Here is a 19,122-nt window from a genome sequence, read left to right as displayed (position 1 = left end):
TAAAAAATCAATTTTAATTTTTCTTTCAAACATTAAATACTATTTATCATAATAAATCTTCATAATTACTTAAAGGTATGCTTGCGGACCCTAGAGTAATATATTTGATCGGATTGACCGCGGATGTTTCCCTAGCGATTCTATAAAACTCTTTCTCTGTGATCACTCGGTCTTTAAAGGCAAATCTGACAACATAATCTTTGCCATCACTAAATTTAAGTCTTTTTGTTTCGACATCAACTTCAATATAAAGCCCACCTTTTACCAATGACTGATTTTTATCGGCTTCTTTTTTGGTTGGGAAGATCCCGTGCTGGATACGGATACATAAATCAACAAAGAAAAAATAATAAGAATCGTCTTTCATTGATAAAACCGATCGTTCTGACCAATAGCGACTTTCAACGATATGAGGCTGATTTTTTTTAATATTTTCAGTCATTCTCTCCCTTTTATAATAAAGTCGGTTGCAGTTCAGGGATCAAGCCTCTTTTAGCTTTTTCCAATAAATTTATCCAAATAGTTATAGCTTCTGAACTTTCAAGTTTAGCTTCGATATATTCATTAGTCTTAGAGCTGTAGTAACATTTTGCCAGATATTTTTTTCCTACTTTATCGCTTTTAATGAATAATTGAAAATCGCCATATTTTGTAAAAGAACAAAATTGACAGTTTGGAGCAGGAGCAAACTTTTTGCAAATATAATTTTTAAACGAATGAAGATTTTGAAAAGCTTTTTGTTGTTCAGGGATTTGACTATCCATTTTCGGATGTGGAACAACTTCCCATTTTTCAGGCAGAAAAGTGAATTTGATTTTTTCAATTTGTCCGCCTCTCCCTCTGCCTTTTCCTTTTATTTTTGTAACATTTAAATCAAAAAAAATGTTTTTAAGCTCTTCAACAGAGGGATTGATAATTCTTTTATCAATCATACCTGTGGTATAAGTATCAGGTATACTTAAAAAAGCTTTAAACTCTTCCCAAGTAAAATAAGACTCCCCTGTTGTTTTCCATTGTTTAAAATTTCGATACAGATTTTTAGCATATTTACTGCTGATATTACAAAATTCTTCCAATTCAAAACGAGTAAAATTACCGCTCAAGCTATTCAAGATATATAAAAATTCTTCATTAATTTGGATAGTAAGTGTTTTTTTCAATAAATTAATCGTAAATTTATTGAACAGATTAAATTTATCAATCACTTTTTCTTCTTTAAGACCTAATGAGAGTGCTAAAATTTTATCATAAATCTTTTCCAACTTTAATGCAAACTCTTTATCGTCTTTTTTCTTATATCCAGATAAACTTTTAAGTTCCTCAAAACTCATCGTAACTTTTCTTGAACCTTCATTTTTCATCTTATGACAAACTGCAAAAAAATTATTCAAGTCCGCTTCAGTAAAATCTTTAAAAGCGATTAAGTTTATATCATTGTGATATTTAACAACTTCATTCAATCAGCAAGCCTTTAATTAGATGTTTTATGAGCTTATAGTAACATAAAATTATTAATGTTATTATAAAAATCTTAACTTTTACAAAAATTTATAAAATTCCGCCCCCATTTGTTATCTTAATCACCCCCATTTGTTATCTTAATCACCCCCATTTGTTATCTTAATCACCCCCATTTGTTATCTTAATAGTGCCTCAACAAACGTTATTAAGGGAGCTGTAGAACCCCTAAAAGTATTAGTTAAAAGATTTAAAAAGACTAAACAAGAAAACTCGCTAAAAATTTTTTAACAAAAATTTAAGCTTCGTTTAAAAATTCGAATTCGGAATGCTTCGGCTAAAGCCTCGCTTTACACCAAATATTAGCAAAGCTCTAATTAAATCTCAAATAAAAACCATCTTAAGACCAAATAATCTCACAAACAATTCAATTTTAAAAGGGAGGAAAACAAAATATAATCTTAAAACGTTATACAATAGGTCAAAAATCGATTTTTTATTACTAGCCTATACCCAGATATACCTAATCAAATTTTAAAGGTTTTTAGATAGGTTTTTGTAATGATTTTATTTAGCACTTGGATAAAAGATAGAATCAATAAGTATGGATTTGTCGAAAATGAGGATTTTATTATTCTAAAAACCTCACAATCCCCCATTTTATTTGATTCGCCAAATTTGGCGAATCATCATTTAGTCAATGGAACTCAACTTCAAAACCCAAAATTAGGAGGGGATCGTAAAAGTTTAGACTATATCCTCACTCTAGATACTGCTAAAGAATTTTCTATGCTTGAAAATAATGACAAAGGCAGACGGGTTAGAAAATATTTTATTGATTTTGGATTGGATATAATTTGAGCAGAGGTTGCTATCCCTAGAGGTAGCCGCCTCTAGGGATAAATTTAAACAGCCTTATAAAGGTGTTTTTATGAAATTCCTTGAATTGTTAGTCTCAATTCTGGGTTTGATTATAGCACTTCTTGATTTACTAATCAAGATTTTGAGATAACCACCTAGAAGCCCCTTTGGGGGCGACTAACAATTCTTAACTTTCAAACAAATTGCCCGCATAAAATGCTTCTTCCGCTTTTATTTAGATATTATCATTGAAAATTTTAAATCTAATGTATTGACTGATTTTCATTCCTGTTTTTTTAGCTTTTTCCTGTAAAATACTCTTTTCTTCTTTGGATACATAAAGAGCTATTTGAAATCTTTTATCATCTTCTTTTTTTTCTTCTTTATCTGAATAGGTTTCAACAGGTAGATTTTTTTTAAGAATATCATTCAGTCCGATTTTATTTGCCATTTATGCTCCTTATTAAATATTTTATCATTATCTTATAAATATCTAATAAATATTTATAAGATATTATTCTTTTATAAATTGAATTAAGTTTTCATACTGCTCAATTATGGTTTTATAGGCAGATTTTGACAAAGGATTTTCATTAAAAAGTTCTCTGGGACTCAATCCAGTGGTACAAACATTTTCAAAAATCAATGATTCCTTCAATGGAAAAATTGGAAACTTAAAATATTGTTCTAGTTGAGAGATTGTATTTTCATATTCCTTGATTGTTTTAAACATTGTAATTACAATAATAATGTTTTCATTAAAATTACTAAGCTCTCCCGCTGTTTCTGCTGTTCTCATAATTGAATTTATTTTTGGTGTGCAAGGAATGATTATTTTATCCAATTGACCGATTAAACTTGTAATACCTTTGACAATAAACCCTCCAAAATCTATCATTTCATTATCAGATATTTTATAATTTTTAAAATCATCTATTTTTAAAACATCTTTAAAATGATATTCTGCGATTGAAGTATCGTTAGTTACATACTTCATTTTTAAATCTTTCGCTAAGGAATAAGCAATAGGGCTTTTCCCGACTCCTCCTTTTTTATTAATGACTGCTACATTCATTCTATCCTCTTTGAAATTTTTCTTTATTGTATCATAATAATATTAAAAAAATAGCTAGAAAATATTAAAACAATATTTAAAAAATATTCTATAAATATTTATTAAATATTTATAAATTTTTAATTGAAACTTTTGGATTGCAATAAGCCTTGATGTTTAAGCTGGTTAGATTTTGATATGATTACAATTGAGGTTATGCCAAGAGAGGGTCGTAACCTCTTGGCAAATTTATGACCTCGAAATGAGGTGATGAGTGTGTCAATCATTAAGATAGCAAGGACTATCTTGAAGGTAATTGTAGCATTAATTTTATTAATGACAATTGCTATTTGAGATAAAATCTGGGTGTGAAGATGAAAATCTTAGCAAGCCACACTCAGACTGCCTTGCTATTTACTCTCTTAGCTTGCTTTATACTTTAATCTCAATCATCATCTATTTATATCCTAATTAATAATGCACTAGAAAATATTAAAACAATATTTAAAAGCTATTTATAAAATATTCTATAAATATTTATTAGATATTTATAATTTTAATTAAGGGTTTTAAGGAATTTGTTTAAGCTTCGAGTTGTAAAAGCACTTGAAAATCCCTATTTTAGTTGTTTAAGCTTAGGTTGATTTGTGCTATTAATCTAAAAGAACGTATTTATGGGATTTATTAAGTTTGAAAATCAAAATTTTCATAACTAAATGACTTAAGGTTTATAAGAGATTGAGGATTAGTAAAGTAGCTTTACCTCCTTAAATTTAGCTCTTTTTCTTGCACTATCTCTTGATAAAATTTGTCTTGAATTCGATTGAAAGGGCAGATGGTTTTAATTACTTCAAGTTTTTGAAGTTCAAATTCTCTTTGTTTTGGATTTATTCTGTGATTTTTTAAATCTTTGAGGATTTGACACATTTTATTTTCTAAAGATTTTTTGAGGTCTTGATTGGTTTCTAAATTCAATTTGTCTTTTGAAATAATTTTAAAAGCCCTTAAATCATCGTTAAAATCTTTAAACTCGGAATATTCCTCTTTGATTTTTCTCCCTTTTAAAAGCTCCTTAAGTTGTTCTGTAAAGTATTTACCCTTTTCATCTTGATCCATCGCTAAAATAAAAGTGGCTTCTGTCGCACGATCTCTGATGAATTCAAGAACTTTCGTTGTGGATTCGTTTTTATTGCCACCTGTGGCACATAGCAAAGTATTATTAAAATCAAAATTTCTCTCTCCCCGTTCTTTTTTCAGCTCAAAAAATGATAGTGAGTCAATGCTGGACTCAGTAATGATGATGTTTTGAACTTTACTTAAGTGCGTGCAATCGGGAGATTTTAGAATTTCAAGCCCTTTCCCGCCATAGCAAAGTGATTTTATGGGTTTATTTAAGGGGTTGCCATCCCGATCCTTAAATAAAGGATTTCGAAATTTAAGAGTATAACCGCTCTGACAAATAAACTCTAAATCTTTTTCTCCCTTTTTAAATCCAGGTATTTTTTCTAGGCAATAGTGAGGGAAGCAAACATTATTATGATCGTCCAGTTTGATGTTAAAAGCTTCGCTAATTTTTCTGGAAATACCTCGTTGGAATTCTAAATAATTACTATTCCCCTTAGCTTCTCTGAATTTTTCAAACTCAAATATGGCTTTAAGAGAATTGCTTTCTTTTTCTTTGGGATCTGTGTATTGGAGTTTATGAGCGTATTCAAAGGTATTGGCATATAGAATTTCTTTAAGTGAAACTCCCCGATTTTTGCAAAAACTATGAATATTGCCTCTGTCGTTGTCATTAAATGGATTAAAATATAAATAATGATCGTTGGACATTCTTGAGATTACGACTAAATCACCATTTTGGTTTTCCATTGTAAAATTTCGTTTTGTGCATTTTTCACGCTTGTATTCATAGCCTAATTTTAATAATATTTCATCCATTGGAATATTAACGGCTTCATAAGGATTTGTTTTTTGTTTAGTATTTTCTAGTCTTTTATCTTGAATCAGTTTGTTGAATCCATAAACGGCTTTGGTAAGAACTTCTTTTTCATTATCTTTTAATTGGTATAAATCCCCGCCTTCAAAATAAATTAATGTTTTTAATGTGTCTTGAATTGATAATTGATTCCCGTAAAATTCTTTAGCTTTTTTAAATCCCTGCTGTAAAGATAACCCGTTGTTAATGATGTGAATCACATCGATATAATCTTTATATTCCACTCTTTGAGTGATAACAGCTAATTTTGTTGCCAGTAAATCTTCTAATTGAGCTATTTTTAGAGTCTCAAAAGACTTGAATTTAGATAATTTTACAAAATCAATCCCACCAAAAAAAGATAGTTTTACACCATTAACGCTAATAACAAATGTGTTTTCTTCATTTTGTAGCGTAGTGAAATTATTGAGAAAATTCAGATTTGATATTTTTGTTTTTTCATTTTGATCGAGTGGCTCGGATCTAAAAAAATCAAAATCTACAGATACTCTATGCCCTAATTGCAAGGCGATAGCAGTGCCTCCAAAGAGAATAAAATCCTTATCTGTAATGGGTTTTAAGTATTGTAGGATTTCTTGTTGTTCTTTGGGAAGTATTTCTTTATAAAACATTTTTTACTCTTTTTGTAGGCATTGGCGGAATATGATTATAATCGCAAATACCAAGAATAATGTGCCAATAATGCCAAGATTTTTTTCGCATTGAACCGATTTCTGATTTTTGAAGAGTTTCAATTAAAAATTGCTTGTCAAAATTTTCCAATAAAATATTTGCATCTTCAAAAGTCCCGATATCCATTGTTTTTAAAATGATTTTTTCAGGACTTTGTATCGTTTCTTGAGGTTTTTGCCACCATATATATTTTTTTGACAGCTCTATGAGGATTTCGTTTGTTCGGTTCATTTGAATTCCTTAAATTTCTATAATTATAGAATTTTTTTATAATTTTATTCTTGCTTCTATATCGATACTGTAATTTGATCTCCTTCTATGTTAATGAAACTTTCGTTTTGAGCTTGTTCTCTCTCAGCCCTTTCTTGAGCTTTTTCTTCTTCTTTTGATTTTGATTCTCTAAAATCAATTTCTTTGGCTCTGATTCGATGTTTGGAGTATTTTTTGCCTTCATTTTCCCAAACATCTTGAATAAGTTCGCCTGTAACAATTACGCCTTTGCCTTTGGTTAAATGTTTGTGTAAAGCTTCAGCATAAGCTCCAAATAGGCTTATGTCAATAAAACAAGGTCTCTCGATTACTTCGCCCTTTTCATTTTTAAATCTCCTATTGTTTGCGATAGTAAAATTACAAACACATACATTATTTTTACCGATAATTTTAAGCTCTGCTCCGCTGACTAGATTTCCTGATATTGTGATGATATTGGTCATTTTTTGTCCTTCATTTGATTTAATTTTGACTTATTTTTCTCAATGTAATTTTTACACGCCTCCGCTGATTCTTTATAATTTTTTGGCAGTTGAATCCCTGTTTTTTCAAAGATATCTTCGGCAAATTTAATTTGCCCCGCACTTGAAGGTTGCTTTTTAAAAGCTTTATCTAGCCACTTTGAGCATTCTTGAACATCTTCTCTTGCTTCAGGAGGTATAGGGATATTGTGTTCTGTCGAAAGCTTTTCCATTAAGGCTATTTGTTTAAGGCTCGGGGGCTTTTTCTCCCTTTTACTTAGCTTGATAAACCCTAATTTTTCGTGCAGAGTTTTCACAAAGTCGATGTAATGAGATTGACCATTTGTGATTAAGTCAAGAATATTTTCCATTTGAGCAGTGAATTCGCTTTGGGTAATCCATTCATCTTCTTTTTTTAAAGCTTCAATCGCTAATTTTCCTCTTTCTAAGGCTTTCAATTCCTGTTTTTTGCCTTTTGTTTGAATTTGAATATATTCTCGCTCAATGAGTTTGGGGATAAAAGTATGATATGTGCTAGGTCTGCCGATGCCTAATTTTTGTAAAAGCGGTATAAATTCGCTTTCTTTGAATCTGGACGGAGCTTTTTTATTTACTTCTTTAATCTCAAAATTTAAGATTTCAACTGTATCCATTTCATTGAGTTGCAAGGTCAGATCTTTCAGTTCTTCTTTTTCATTCTCCGGCTCTTCTTTGAGAAAAACGTTTTTAAAGCCGTTGTATTTGATCTCTTTTGTCGATAGATAAAAGCTCCTTCCTTTTAGATTAAATTCATATCGATTTGTTTCAAAAAGACAATCTTTGGCTTGAGAGAGAATGCTGTTGCAATAAATTAATCGATATAAATCTTCGTGTTCTTTAGTGAGCTTTTCTTTTGAGATTAAAGTTTCTATTTTTTCATAAGGGTGAATATGAGTGATCCTAGTTGCTTCGTGTGCTTCGGCTTGACTTTGAGCGCCTGCTTTGTATTCTTTATATTGATACCATTCGTATAAAGGCTCTAAAAACGACTTGGCTTCGTTAAGAAACTCTAGACTTAAGTTTTCTGCATCAGTTCTATGATAAGTGATCAATCCTTTTTCGTATAGATTTTGGGCTAAAGCCATTGTTTTATCACTGCTAAAGCCATAAACTTGATTGGCTTTTTTGATCATAGTGGCGGTTTGGAATGGTTTATCTGGGGATTGTTTGCCTTGTTTGGTCTCTTTTTTTGAAACTAATGCTTGTTTGATTTCAACAATAGAGTTTAAGAACTCTTGTGCTTGATCTTTAGTCTTAAATCGATTGTCATTGTTTAAATCAAAAGTTTTATTATCTTTTTTTGATTTTGCTATGATTTTAAAGTCGATTTTTTGATCGGCTGGGATTTTTTCGAACGCTTCAATTTCCAATTCTCTATCTACAATAAGTTTGAGTGCTGGTGTTTGAACCCTTCCTGCACTCATTCTTTTAATATCTAGAAGTTTTGAAAGTTTGGGGCTTAGGATAAATCCTACCAACTTATCTCCAACTACTCTAGCTTTAAACGCTTCAAAGAATTTCACATTGGTTTGATTAAAAGGCAATGAGGATTCCAAGCCTTTCCTGACTCCGCTTTCTGTGATTTCGTGAAATTCTGCCCTCTTGACACTTTTGGCAATGTTTTTAACCATTTCATAAAACATATACCCGATAGCATATCCTTCTCGATCTGGATCGGTAGCAATGTAAACATCTTGATTTTTGCACTCTCTTAATATGTGATCAATGGATTTTTTCTTTTCATTCATAAAATCAAATTGAGGTTCGTAAGTTTCAAAATCCAGCCATTCTTCTTCTGCCAGCTGTTTGAAATGACCTTTGGTTGCAAACACTTTAGCATTAGTAATACTGGCGATTTTTTCGCATTTATTGGGTGCTTCAATGATAATCACGCTCATATTCTCAATCCTTTGCATTGGTGTTGATTTTGCAGTCTTTGAATAGCTTGGCGTTCAAACTGTGTTAAAGGCTGTTTTGCTATTTTTTCAAGCTCTTTTAAGGCAGTTGTCTTATCTTTTAACGATGGATTTGACAAGACTTTTTGAATCTCTGAAATTCTTGTTTTTATTTCTCTTATCTCAAAAGGAGGATTGATTTTGTTTTCTTTCACATCTTCGTTTTGAGCTTGTTTTTCTACCCTAAATTCTTGTTTGAGGTGATCGGGATACCAATTTTCTTGGACATATTTCACCATTGAAACTGAATCTTTAAGAGCTTTTTTGATTTCTTCTCTTTGGGTCTCTTCATTTTTGAATACATTTTTCCAATTATCAATATATCCTGCGTGGTTTTTAAGATTGACTTCTAGCCCCAATTCCAGTCCTTGCAATACTGAATATAATTCAGCTCTAAACTCTTCTTTGGCATAACTGATTTTATCGGTAGAAAATCCTGCCATTTCTCTATTAAGCCTGTTTGGATGTCCTGTAGAATGTCCGAGTTCGTGCAATGCAGTAGAATAGTAACTATCCAATGAATCAAAGTATTTTTTATCTGGCAATGTAATTTCATCTTTTTGTGGATCATAAAAGGCTCTTGGCGAACCAATATTATCAATAATAGGGATTTTGGAATTTTTTAAAACAGCTTCAATGTCTTTGTGAAGTTTAGATTCGATCATTGCAGTTGTTTCTTTGTCAGATTCATAATAATGTTTAGGAAAATTATGTTTGATTTGATAATCTTTGATCATTTCTTGAGTCAGCGTGCTTTGTTCGATATTGAATAAAAGCATTTTTTTATTGAAAAATACGACTGCATCATTTATTCTTGGATCACTAGGCGTAATCATTTTTCTTTTCAGTGCTTCTTCAGGTGTAAGAGCATATTTCCAAATAAAAGGAACAGACTTTTCTCCTGCTTGCACACTGCCCCCCATTTCTTTGATTTGAGCAAATGTTGCCCATTGGTTTGATTGATAACCATATTTGGATCGATAAAGCATCAATATAAGCCCGTTGGTTCTTTTATATTTTGTTCCTGTGGCAGGATTGTGAGGGATATTGAGAGTGGGGACTTCCCAGTTTTTTTGCCATTTTAATCCAGTATCCAAATGAGAGAGAATATAGTCTTCCATCATTTTTATTTGTGCGTCTTGAATATCTTTGTAAGTATTACTCATTGTCTGCCTTTGCATTGGAATCCTTATAATAACTGCCATTGTCGGTTTCTATAAAACCTGCTTGTATTCGCACTTTTTCATCTTCTTGGATTTCTTTAAGGGTGAGTTCATCGGCTTGCTCGATCATCCATTCGTATTTGTCATTTTGTTTATTAAATTGAAATGCTTTCATTGTTTATCCTTGTATTTATAATAAGGGTAGAGTTTCTACCCTATTCAGGTCAAGCACTTAAGCCCTTTCCGTTTGTTTGAGATTGCTCTTGCTTCTTTGGAGCTTCTAGTAGCGGGACTTTATAGTCTGTGTTGTTTTTAATCGCCTGATTATAAATAGAGATTTGTTTTTTTGTATGTGGATATAGATTAATTCCCCGTAAATCCAACAATGGTTTTTTATCGATGGAGATCATTTTTTGATGGGGTAATTGAGTAATGTCAAGATTTTCAATGTCAGTAACGTTATAAACTCTTACATATCTAATCTCATTAGTTTGTTTATTTACAAAAAAAGTTTTAATCCCTTCGTTTTTTTCGGTATCAATTTGACCTCCTAAACTCTCAATTTGTTTTCTAGTAAGCCACATACCACTTTCTTTGCCTTGAGATTCCAGTGCTAACTGATTCGCTCCGCTATAAGAAATTCCCGTAATTGGATTAAATGGTTTTTTAAGTTTGTCTTCTTGAATTTCTTGAGCTGTTTTATCCTTAGTCCAAGGAGCTTTTTTGCTTTCACAAGCCATCCCGATTATGTATCTCAAATAACCTTCCATCTGACTTGCCATATCGCTTGGAGCAATATTTGGAGCTTCGGGGCTTGGAGCATTTTGTTTCTTATCCTCGTTTTTGGGCTTTTCATCAATTGATTCGCTTGATTGAAATTTTGCATTGTCTAGGGTATTGTCCAAGTAAATGACATTATCTGCTTTGCCTAATTGTTCTGATTGGATGTTGATTGCGTTATTGTTTTCCATTGTTTTGATCCTTTGCTACGTCATCTTCTGAATCATCGTTTTGCTCTGATTCTTCATCGTTAAAACCCATTTCAGCTAATTTCTGAATGACTTCTCCGCTTGCCGTTAAGACTCCTTCTTCAGGCAAGTCTTTAATTCTTTTAAGTTCCAATGAAAACTCCTTTGATTTAAAATTTAGAGCTTGTTAAACTCTATGTATAGGTTTCTTAAAACCCACACATAGGGTTTATTAAACTGCCATATGATTTGGATCATAGGCGATTTCAGAAGCATTTTTTAATTGTTGATTTTTAAAAAACATATTTCTTTTTGCCTGCAAAGGAGTATCTTTATGACCCGATACCAAAATCAATACTTTTTCCTTGTTTTGATTCATAATATCTTGAGGTGTCAGTAGTTTATAGCCCTCTTTGGAGACAGATTTATTGTTTTCGACAAATTTCATATTGGAGGCACTTATGGACTCTTTTTCTCTTGTAAAATCCCCGATTGTATCGCTGACTTCTTTGGCATCTTTAAAAGAATTCATTCTGAAAACAACTTGGTAATGAGTGTTAGCCAGCAAAATATCTACATCTTCTTTAGAATAGGTTACTTGAATTTGTTGGTAACTTTGCGTGATATAGATAGGAATTAACCCATAACTGCGACATAATTCCGGTAATCTCATAATAAAATTAAGCTTTCCGAAACGAATAAATTCATCAAGAAGCAGATAAATAAATTTGTCAGGATCTGAATTTTCTCTTAAAAGTAGATTTTTAGCGATAGATTCCATCAATATTCTTACTAAGGGAGCAAGAGTATCAATATCAGTTTGTCCAATATTGATGTAAAGAGTAATTTTTTGTTCCCTTAAGTCCTCATAATCAAAGCTCATTGAGCCTGTAGCTTCGGCTACATCAGGGTTTGTAAATACATTCAGATAAACCATATAATTTGCCGTAAATCCTCCAAACGTCTCTTGCGGAGATGTTGAATAAATCCTAGCCTGATTTTGTACTAAAACGAATTCCTGAACATTGGTATTATGAAGTTCTTCGGTTTTATACTCTTTTAAAGATACTTGTCTGAAAAATGCTGTAAGAGTATTTGCTTTAGGGTCTCTTTTGATAATAGTTTGAGCCTGTTGGTTCTCTTCATCAAAGACTTCTTCTTCAAATTCACATTCTTTTTTAAAATCGCCTTCCAATTCCTCATAATAATCTTTTTGAATTGCTTGGGCTAAATCCCCAAAAGAACTTTTCCCTTTAACACAAAGATCATATAAAGCAAAAAAAATAAAAAGTTGTTTGGCAGAAGCTAGCCAAAAATCATTAGGATCCTTGCCTTTTTCTGCGACAAATAGAGTATTGGCGACTTCCTCCACTAATCTTTTTTTCTGAACAAAATTAAAATTTTTAACGCATTTTTCATCAAACGGATTAAATTTCATAGTGTTATCTTTACCCATTGGACTGAATATTAAAACTTTGTTTTTTAATATTTTTTGCCGATACCCCGCAGTTTTTTGAATTAATTCTCCTTTGATATCTAATACAACACACGAATTTTGAATAGTGAGTAAATTTGGAATAACGATTGAAGCTGTTTTTCCTGTGCCTGGTGGAGCTACAATTAATGATGTCAATGGTTCTATACAACGAATAAATTTATTTTTATATTTGGCTAAAATCAAACCTTTCTCATAATTGAGATCAAGTTTTCTTAAATCTTTAATATTTGCAAATCTTGACTTCCCATAATCTCCTTTGCCCGATCCCTTTAAAAGGGAGAAGAAGATAGTGATCAGGAGTGTAAAAAATCCAAAAAATAAAGACAAAAAAACCATCGGTTTTAAATAATGGATTCCATCGGGGGTTAAACTTTTTAATATGCGATATGAAACTTCAAAGAGTTTTAAATCAAATTTCAAATCAAAAAGAACCATCAAAGAGATTATATAAACGATATAGCCTAAAATAGGAGCTACAAAAATTCCAATCAGTGCTTTTTTCATTAAACAACCTTTAATAGTAATTTTGAGTTTTTATTTAAATCTTCTCTCAATATTTGAATATGTTCGAGCAACTCTTCCGATACTTTGAAGAACTCTTTGGGATCAGTTTTAAAGCCTGAATTCAGGTGATAGGCAATTTGATTGATATTGGCACTCAATCGTGAAATTTGCAATAAAATCTCACAATTAAAAGTTTGAATTTTTGCAAGATCTTTTAAAATTTTGTTATTGGCTCTTTTTGAGATTAAATCTCTCAAATATTGAGACTTGGACTTATTCCGTCGTTTAGCCTCTCGTTCGAGTATCTGATCATGTTTTTCCTGAATTGATAAATGAATTCGTTTCATTCAAAATCATCCTGAATTGAGTTCTTAACATCAAATACCTCAGAGATTACCCTTTGGTTTTTCTCCCTTTTAATTTGAATAATATAGTCGATAGCGGTTCGGATATAACTTTTTAATGCTTCCTTATCATTAAAACCGCCAAACATTGCATTAGTCATAATGGCTTTGATGGCGTCTTTGGTATTATTTGCGTGGAGAGTTGATAGCATTCCATCGTGACCAGTGTTGGAAAGTCTTAAAAATAACAGGCAATTTCTTGTATCAATCTCGCCTAAGAATATTCTGTCTGGTCTTAGTCTCATTGAAGCATTTAAAGCATTTTCATAACTGAATTTGTTTTCATTTTTTGAAATAAGCATTTGCACTTTGTTAGGGTTTGCAATTCTTAGCTCTTGAGAGTCTTCGATTGTTACAATTCGATCAATTATTGGAACTTGTGTCATTAATGCGTTTAAAAAGCTTGTTTTCCCTGTTCCTGTTCCCCCGCTGACTAAAATATTCTTTTTACCTCGTATCAGACTTTCAATGAATTCGTAACTGGAATCTGCTTTCAAGGCAAAATCGCTCAATTTAAAAATTGTTTTGGAAGGAATTCGAATGCAAATACTGATATCGCTGTCATAAAGAATAGACTGATGAATAGCTTGTACTCGATATCCGTAGTAATTTTCCTGATTGTTTGGATCAATGGGTATTTCACAACTCAAAGAAGGGTTGTTTTCATTGAATCTCAAGCCCCTAGAAGTAGCTAATTCCATACAAAAACTTTCCAAAAATTTTTTGTTAAAATTTTCATCTTGGTGAAATTCATAAACCCCTTGTTTATCTAAAACAACTTCAAATTCACGATTGATCAATACTTCATTTGCTCCGCTTTCCAAATAGGGTTTAAACTTTTTGAGTGCCTCACTTAGAAGTTTTGTGATCATTCTTGCACCTCATTATCTTTTTTCGAGCTAGCATTTTCAAATTCGCTCAATAGCTTTTTGAGTTTTTCTTGGTCTCTTAAAAATATCCTTTCAGATTTTTCAACTATGCTTTTTTGGCGTTTGATCTTGCCGATCAGCGAAGTTTGTTTTTCGATCATTTGGATTTGTTCATCAATGTTAATTAAGTTCATTTGTTATCTCCTTATCAGTTTTTATTCCGCATAATATTTGATTTCGCCGCTGGGTAATTCAAGGCGAGATCCATCTCCTCTTAGATAAATGGACTCGACTTCGTATTTTGCAATAGTTTGATTGGTGAAATAATCTGCCTTAGTATTCCAGGCACAATTTGGAAAATCATTGCTATATACGGCTTGACTTCCTGCGTTAATGTGATATCCTCTCCCATTGTTTCCCCAAAAGATATTTAGCCCAGCTATTTGCTCTTGAGTATATAGATTTTTGAGACCCTTGAAGCCATATGTTATCCTGCCGTGATCGTTTATTTCAGGCCATCCATCTAGGCATTCCTGAGTGTTTCCCCTATCACTTGCAGCGCTGTCAGCCCCACTTATATTTTTGCTTGAATTGCCTGTGTTCTGAATATAATCATTTGTGCCATAGATTTTCAGACCTCCGCTATCTGGAATCAACGTTTTATTTTGCTGTGTATCCACCAGTTTCCCTCTTGAGCTTAAAGGCACATAGGCAATCCTTGTTTCATTGAGATTATTAGGATCGTCGCATTTTTGTGTATAAATTTTTTTATTTTCGTCTGTGTCTTGAAAAAAGCTGGCAAATTTCATTGTGCTGACTTTGTCAATATCATTGTTTGTCCAACCGCAAGCTTCTTGTTGATATGGGTAAGCTTTATTGGTTTCAACATCTTTGGCTAAATAAATTTTTTGATTGCCTTGACCGATAAAATATTGATTGATTTTTCTGATGGCTTGTTTGGAAGTGTCTTTATAATCGTATCCTGCAAACTCTTCAAAGACTTTCAATCCTTGTGTGTCAATGAGTCGGCAAGAGGTAGCATCGTGTTTGCCTCCTTGTAAATCATTGAAAACAAGTTTAGTTTGATAAAGCTTCACTCCATCAGATAGGGTTGTAAAAGGACAATTAGCGGCATCTTCATACATTGGGTATTTGAAATTATCTCCGCTTTTATCTACGCATTCCCCGACATTATATTTTTTATTATCTGCCATATAGAAAAATTGAGTTTGTTTGATCGCTTCTTTGTTGATAAAATCAAAGCGATAATCGCAGGCATTCACATCATCGTTCATAGATATTTTTTCATCCGTAGGGGTGCAGTTTCCCACATCTATTCTTTGATTGTCTTTGACATAAAAATATTGCTTTTGAATAAGGGCTTGATTGCTCTGATAATCAGGAATTGCTTTGCATTTTCCGATTTCGCTTGAAAGAGCGATAGGGGGTGTGTATTCGCATTGAGAGATTTTATATTCCTTATTGTCATCCATCGCAATATATTTTTCTTGTCCGATTTCCACTTCTTTGGTTGCATAATTAATCTTATTTTGACAAGTGGGTTGGTTTTCTTTGATATAAATTGCCGAACTCGGAGCTGTAAATAATTGACAACTTCCTCCGACGCTGGCATACACGCCGACAACGCCATCTTTTATATAGGGAGGTTTGCAACTGCCATCGCTGTTGGTAGTAGGAGAACTATAATCGGGAGAGTTAGAGGATGGGGAGTCTGAAGAATTGGAATTTGTCCCGATGTAGGGTAAATAACCATTAGAATAGCCGTTTGTATTTGAGCCATAACCATAGCTTCCGCTATTTCCATTTGTCCCATTCCCTCTTAATGCCCTTGTTGATCCAGAAATTGCCCCTCCTGTTCCGCTAGAACTATTACTGCTTCTATTTCTTGATTCCGTGCTTGAAGGGCTGTTTAAAATATTAAGAATCTCACTTTTTGATCCTCCTGCAATTTTTATCTTGGAATCTTTCTTTAGAACTGCTTTTTTGGGATTTTTTAATCTGGCTCTTTTGACAAAAGGTTCGGTAAGAGTATAAGTTTGATCCTTGTAAATAACCTTATCAAACTTCATTTCAACATTTCCATTTTGAGAATTAACGTTATATTCTCCCATCAATTGAATATCTTTGACACCATTTAAAATGGGCTGGGCTTTAAGCATTCCAAACCCGTCATCGAAATTAATATCTTGTTCGACCTTAATGTCAATGCTGTCTGTTGCATTGACAATACTTAAACTTAATCCTAAAAATAACCAACAAATGATTTTTTTCATTGTGTTACACTCCTTTTTATGTTTTAATGCCTTATTATTGGCGTGTTGATTTTGAAGCTTTTGAACAATTTCTTTTTGCTCTTGATTTAAGACTTTCTTTGAAATTCTCTCAAGCTCATTGAGTGCTTTTTGTTTTTGATCAATAGAGCTTTTAGAATTTAGTATTTGTTCAATTTTTTGAAGTTGAGAATCTGTAAGATTTAATTGTGTGTTTTGAGGTATAATATTTTCAGTAATAGCCGAATTTGCACTAGCAACATTTGCGCTCAGTCCGGCAGGTCTCGGATTGTAGGGAGTGTGGGCGTCCCTATTGGCTATTGCCATCTGATGTTCCATCTTACTTCTCTCCTTCTTCTTGGTCAAGTTCTTTGATATTTTTGAAATATTTCACAAGAATCTCTCCGTTTTTTGGTTCTGGAAACCACATATGAACGCTGGGATTAATAAAAATCCGACTGCCTGCCATCACTTCGATCGTTGGATTGATTTTGATTTGTTGTTGAATAATATTTTGCATAATTGAACTGATGTCTTGTCCTCCTTGAGCTAAGATTTGTTGGGTTTGATAATTTGGAAACTTTGCGGTTTGGTTGGCTACGGTTAATGTGATAGCATTGGCTAAAGTGCTTAATGTAAGTGCTAATCCGTATCTGTCCCAATATTTATTATTAACCTTTCCTGGTAAACCGCTTTTTCCTACAATATCTGCATTTGAAGCATCTGTCAGTAAAATATCCACACCTTGTGGTGTAATAATCTCACTCCATATAACTTGCAAGCGATTGACACCGATTTGATTATTATTGTTGTAAAACCCGATGACTTGTGATCCTTTGGGGATTAAAACAGCATTCCCCATACTTGCAAAAATATCATCTTCAACTTGAGCGGTAATTTTTCCGCTCAAGTCTGAACTGATGGCATTGATAAGAATTGCGGGTATCATTTTATTGGCTGTAATGGTTCGATAGAGTTTTGTTTCTCCTGTTGCAATATCTTTGCTAGGCTGATTTGAAAACTTGTTGTCTCCAAAATCAAATGTAATTTTTTTATTTTTATTTTGGTTCTTTTTAATATTTAGTGATAAAGAAGTGTTTCTTGCTCCCAGAATGGAATCTCTAAGATCTTGATCTTGAGAATCAAAAATATCTTCTGTGTATTTTTTTATTGTGGGCATTGGTTGCGTAGTCGTTTTAGCTTCTTCTAAGTCTTTTTTTAAGGAGTCATCTTTTTTTGTCTCCTCTTTTGGTTCTTCTTGTTTAAAAATGTTTTCAAGATCTCGTGTTGTTTCTTTTTTATGGGGTTCTTCAAAGAAAATATAATCTGTTACCGGAAATTTTGTTTTATCATCATTTAGACTTTGAATGTTGTCTTTGGGATCAATATTGTATTTTTTATCTTCGGTTAAATATACATAGCCAAAAATTGATCCGAAAAATATCCCGATGATCAAAATAGTAATCCCGATAAAAAGCAACGTTTTTTTCATATTCAGTGCTTTTTCCTGACACATACATACTCATTGCCAATTCGCAACGTCCATTTATCGGATATCGTTTCAGCAATGATATAATCGCCGACAATTTTGACATTTGCGGGATTGTCATAGCCATCTACTACTCGATATACTGCTGGAAACTTAGAGTCAGATCGATTTTTATTGTATTTAAAATAAGTGTATTTATCATCATTGAAAACTTCAATGGGTTTGAGTTTAGCCGAATCTTTGGATGTGGATCCATACCATTTCTTTTTTGGGTAAGAGCTATAACCTTTTTGAATTTTAGAGGTATCAATGGATATTTTCTCAATCCCTTCGCCAATAATCAAGATTTCTTTTTTATTATCGAGTTTGTTTTGAAGTGCTAATTTTTCTTCTTCAAGCTTTTTGGCTTTCTCTAATTCCAGATTCTCAACTTTGATTTTTCCAATAGTTCTATTTTCAGAGACAAATACTAAAATAGCGGGGTTTCTTGAATTTTTATAATCTGTGCTGAACAAATAGAAATTATAAATATTACCGCTTTCGCCAATGATTGTTAAAGAAGTGTCGATGCCAATGAGCTTCGGCTTAACCACTAATATGTTTGACAGATCATATTTATTACGACCCAACTCTAAGGCTTCAAAACCCAAAGAATCCCCTAATATGACTTGAGCAATTTTGTCGCTGTCAAAAATAAAAGTCGTAGCCATCGCTGAACGGGTTCTTATTTTATAGGTTTTTGATGATTTGGGATTGAATTTAATATTTAGAATATTTTCATTGCCCGTGCGATTTTTATACCAAAACGAATTTTGAACGGCATTCAGGTTCTGATTTTTAACGGTATCTGCGGGATTTTGAACTGATGTATTGTCTTCGCCTTCAAAAGGACTTTCTGCAAAGAGAATCGTTATAAAAAAAGGGAGAAAAATACAGATTTTTAAATAGGATATGATTGTATTTGAGGTTGCTATCCCTAGAGGATTGCAGCCTCTGGGGATAAATCTAAACAACCTTAAAAAGGTGTTTCTGATGAAGTTCCTTGAATTGCTATCGACAATTCTAAGGCTCATTGTAACATTTTTTGATTTGCTTATCAAGCTAATCAAAATTTTGCAGTAGCTTTGGAGATCTCTCATTATTTTTAATGGGAGATTGTATTGTCGG

20 protein-coding genes are annotated in these 19,122 nt (G+C 32.4%); 1 reads left to right on the top strand and 19 read right to left on the bottom strand.

The features are described from left to right. Positions 1-46: 46 nt before the first annotated feature. A complete protein-coding gene (locus BKH41_RS08615) occupies positions 47-442 on the bottom strand; it encodes a hypothetical protein (protein WP_095299060.1) in 396 nt (131 codons plus the stop codon). 10 nt (positions 443-452) lie between these two features. Beyond that, positions 453-1,460 (bottom strand): replication initiation protein, encoded by a 1,008-nt coding sequence (locus BKH41_RS08610; protein WP_095299058.1) that lies wholly within the window; start codon positions 1,458-1,460, stop codon positions 453-455. 559 nt (positions 1,461-2,019) lie between these two features. Here BKH41_RS08610 and BKH41_RS08605 point away from each other — a divergent pair. Beyond that, positions 2,020-2,319, top strand: a complete 300-nt coding sequence (locus BKH41_RS08605) for an antA/AntB antirepressor family protein (RefSeq protein WP_095299056.1) — start codon at positions 2,020-2,022, stop codon at positions 2,317-2,319. A gap of 235 nt (positions 2,320-2,554) precedes the next feature. On the opposite strand, the gene BKH41_RS08600 is transcribed toward BKH41_RS08605, so the two are convergent. The 17 genes from BKH41_RS08600 to BKH41_RS08525 all read right to left on the bottom strand — a co-directional run. Further along, positions 2,555-2,770 (bottom strand): hypothetical protein, encoded by a 216-nt coding sequence (locus BKH41_RS08600; RefSeq protein WP_095299054.1) that lies wholly within the window; start codon positions 2,768-2,770, stop codon positions 2,555-2,557. A gap of 63 nt (positions 2,771-2,833) precedes the next feature. Further along, the gene (locus BKH41_RS08595; RefSeq protein ID WP_095299052.1) at positions 2,834-3,394 is read right to left on the bottom strand and encodes a hypothetical protein; all 561 of its coding nucleotides are present in this window, start codon (positions 3,392-3,394) and stop codon (positions 2,834-2,836) included. Positions 3,395-4,132: 738 nt separating this feature from the next. Next, positions 4,133-5,983: a nucleotidyl transferase AbiEii/AbiGii toxin family protein gene (locus BKH41_RS08590; protein WP_095299051.1), complete on the bottom strand. Its 1,851-nt coding sequence runs from the start codon at positions 5,981-5,983 to the stop codon at positions 4,133-4,135. After that, the gene (locus BKH41_RS08585; protein ID WP_095299049.1) at positions 5,973-6,275 is read right to left on the bottom strand and encodes a hypothetical protein; all 303 of its coding nucleotides are present in this window, start codon (positions 6,273-6,275) and stop codon (positions 5,973-5,975) included. Before BKH41_RS08585 ends, BKH41_RS08590 begins: the two co-directional genes overlap by 11 nt. Before the next feature lie 56 nt (positions 6,276-6,331). Then, positions 6,332-6,757: a single-stranded DNA-binding protein gene (gene ssb, locus BKH41_RS08580; protein WP_095299047.1), complete on the bottom strand. Its 426-nt coding sequence runs from the start codon at positions 6,755-6,757 to the stop codon at positions 6,332-6,334. Continuing rightward, on the bottom strand, positions 6,754-8,712 hold the full coding sequence (locus tag BKH41_RS08575; RefSeq protein WP_257875450.1) for a type IA DNA topoisomerase: 1,959 nt from the start codon (positions 8,710-8,712) through the stop codon (positions 6,754-6,756). Before BKH41_RS08575 ends, ssb begins: the two co-directional genes overlap by 4 nt. After that, positions 8,709-9,950: a zincin-like metallopeptidase domain-containing protein gene (locus BKH41_RS08570; RefSeq protein ID WP_180762796.1), complete on the bottom strand. Its 1,242-nt coding sequence runs from the start codon at positions 9,948-9,950 to the stop codon at positions 8,709-8,711. The genes BKH41_RS08575 and BKH41_RS08570 overlap by 4 nt, the downstream gene beginning before the upstream one ends. Continuing rightward, a complete protein-coding gene (locus BKH41_RS08565) occupies positions 9,928-10,107 on the bottom strand; it encodes a hypothetical protein (RefSeq protein WP_095299041.1) in 180 nt (59 codons plus the stop codon). Before BKH41_RS08565 ends, BKH41_RS08570 begins: the two co-directional genes overlap by 23 nt. 49 nt (positions 10,108-10,156) lie before the next feature. Continuing rightward, a complete protein-coding gene (locus BKH41_RS08560) occupies positions 10,157-10,903 on the bottom strand; it encodes an ArdC family protein (protein WP_095299039.1) in 747 nt (248 codons plus the stop codon). After that, entirely contained in the window at positions 10,890-11,054 is a 165-nt protein-coding gene (locus BKH41_RS09855; protein ID WP_180762795.1) for a hypothetical protein, read from the bottom strand. The genes BKH41_RS08560 and BKH41_RS09855 overlap by 14 nt, the downstream gene beginning before the upstream one ends. 78 nt (positions 11,055-11,132) lie before the next feature. Further along, on the bottom strand, positions 11,133-12,902 hold the full coding sequence (locus BKH41_RS08555) for a type IV secretory system conjugative DNA transfer family protein (protein ID WP_095299037.1): 1,770 nt from the start codon (positions 12,900-12,902) through the stop codon (positions 11,133-11,135). Beyond that, on the bottom strand, positions 12,902-13,249 hold the full coding sequence (locus BKH41_RS08550; protein WP_095299034.1) for a plasmid mobilization relaxosome protein MobC: 348 nt from the start codon (positions 13,247-13,249) through the stop codon (positions 12,902-12,904). The genes BKH41_RS08555 and BKH41_RS08550 overlap by 1 nt, the downstream gene beginning before the upstream one ends. Beyond that, the gene (locus BKH41_RS08545) at positions 13,246-14,178 is read right to left on the bottom strand and encodes an ATPase, T2SS/T4P/T4SS family (RefSeq protein WP_095299032.1); all 933 of its coding nucleotides are present in this window, start codon (positions 14,176-14,178) and stop codon (positions 13,246-13,248) included. Before BKH41_RS08545 ends, BKH41_RS08550 begins: the two co-directional genes overlap by 4 nt. After that, positions 14,175-14,369 carry a hypothetical protein gene (locus BKH41_RS08540; protein WP_095299030.1) on the bottom strand — a complete coding sequence of 65 codons (195 nt, stop codon included), beginning with the start codon at positions 14,367-14,369 and terminating at the stop codon, positions 14,175-14,177. The genes BKH41_RS08545 and BKH41_RS08540 overlap by 4 nt, the downstream gene beginning before the upstream one ends. 21 nt (positions 14,370-14,390) lie before the next feature. After that, positions 14,391-16,805: a hypothetical protein gene (locus tag BKH41_RS08535; protein WP_095299028.1), complete on the bottom strand. Its 2,415-nt coding sequence runs from the start codon at positions 16,803-16,805 to the stop codon at positions 14,391-14,393. A gap of 1 nt (position 16,806) precedes the next feature. Beyond that, positions 16,807-17,958 carry a DNA type IV secretion system protein ComB10 gene (locus BKH41_RS08530; RefSeq protein ID WP_180762794.1) on the bottom strand — a complete coding sequence of 384 codons (1,152 nt, stop codon included), beginning with the start codon at positions 17,956-17,958 and terminating at the stop codon, positions 16,807-16,809. A 2-nt stretch (positions 17,959-17,960) separates the two neighbouring features. Continuing rightward, positions 17,961-19,122: TrbG/VirB9 family P-type conjugative transfer protein (locus tag BKH41_RS08525; RefSeq protein ID WP_180762793.1), on the bottom strand; the 1,162-nt coding region annotated here is incomplete at its 5' end.

The organism is Helicobacter sp. 12S02232-10 (assembly GCF_002272895.1).
GTDB lineage: Bacteria > Campylobacterota > Campylobacteria > Campylobacterales > Helicobacteraceae > Helicobacter_J.
Note: the sequence above shows the minus strand (reverse complement) of the source record. Positions and strands in the feature narration are given on the sequence as shown.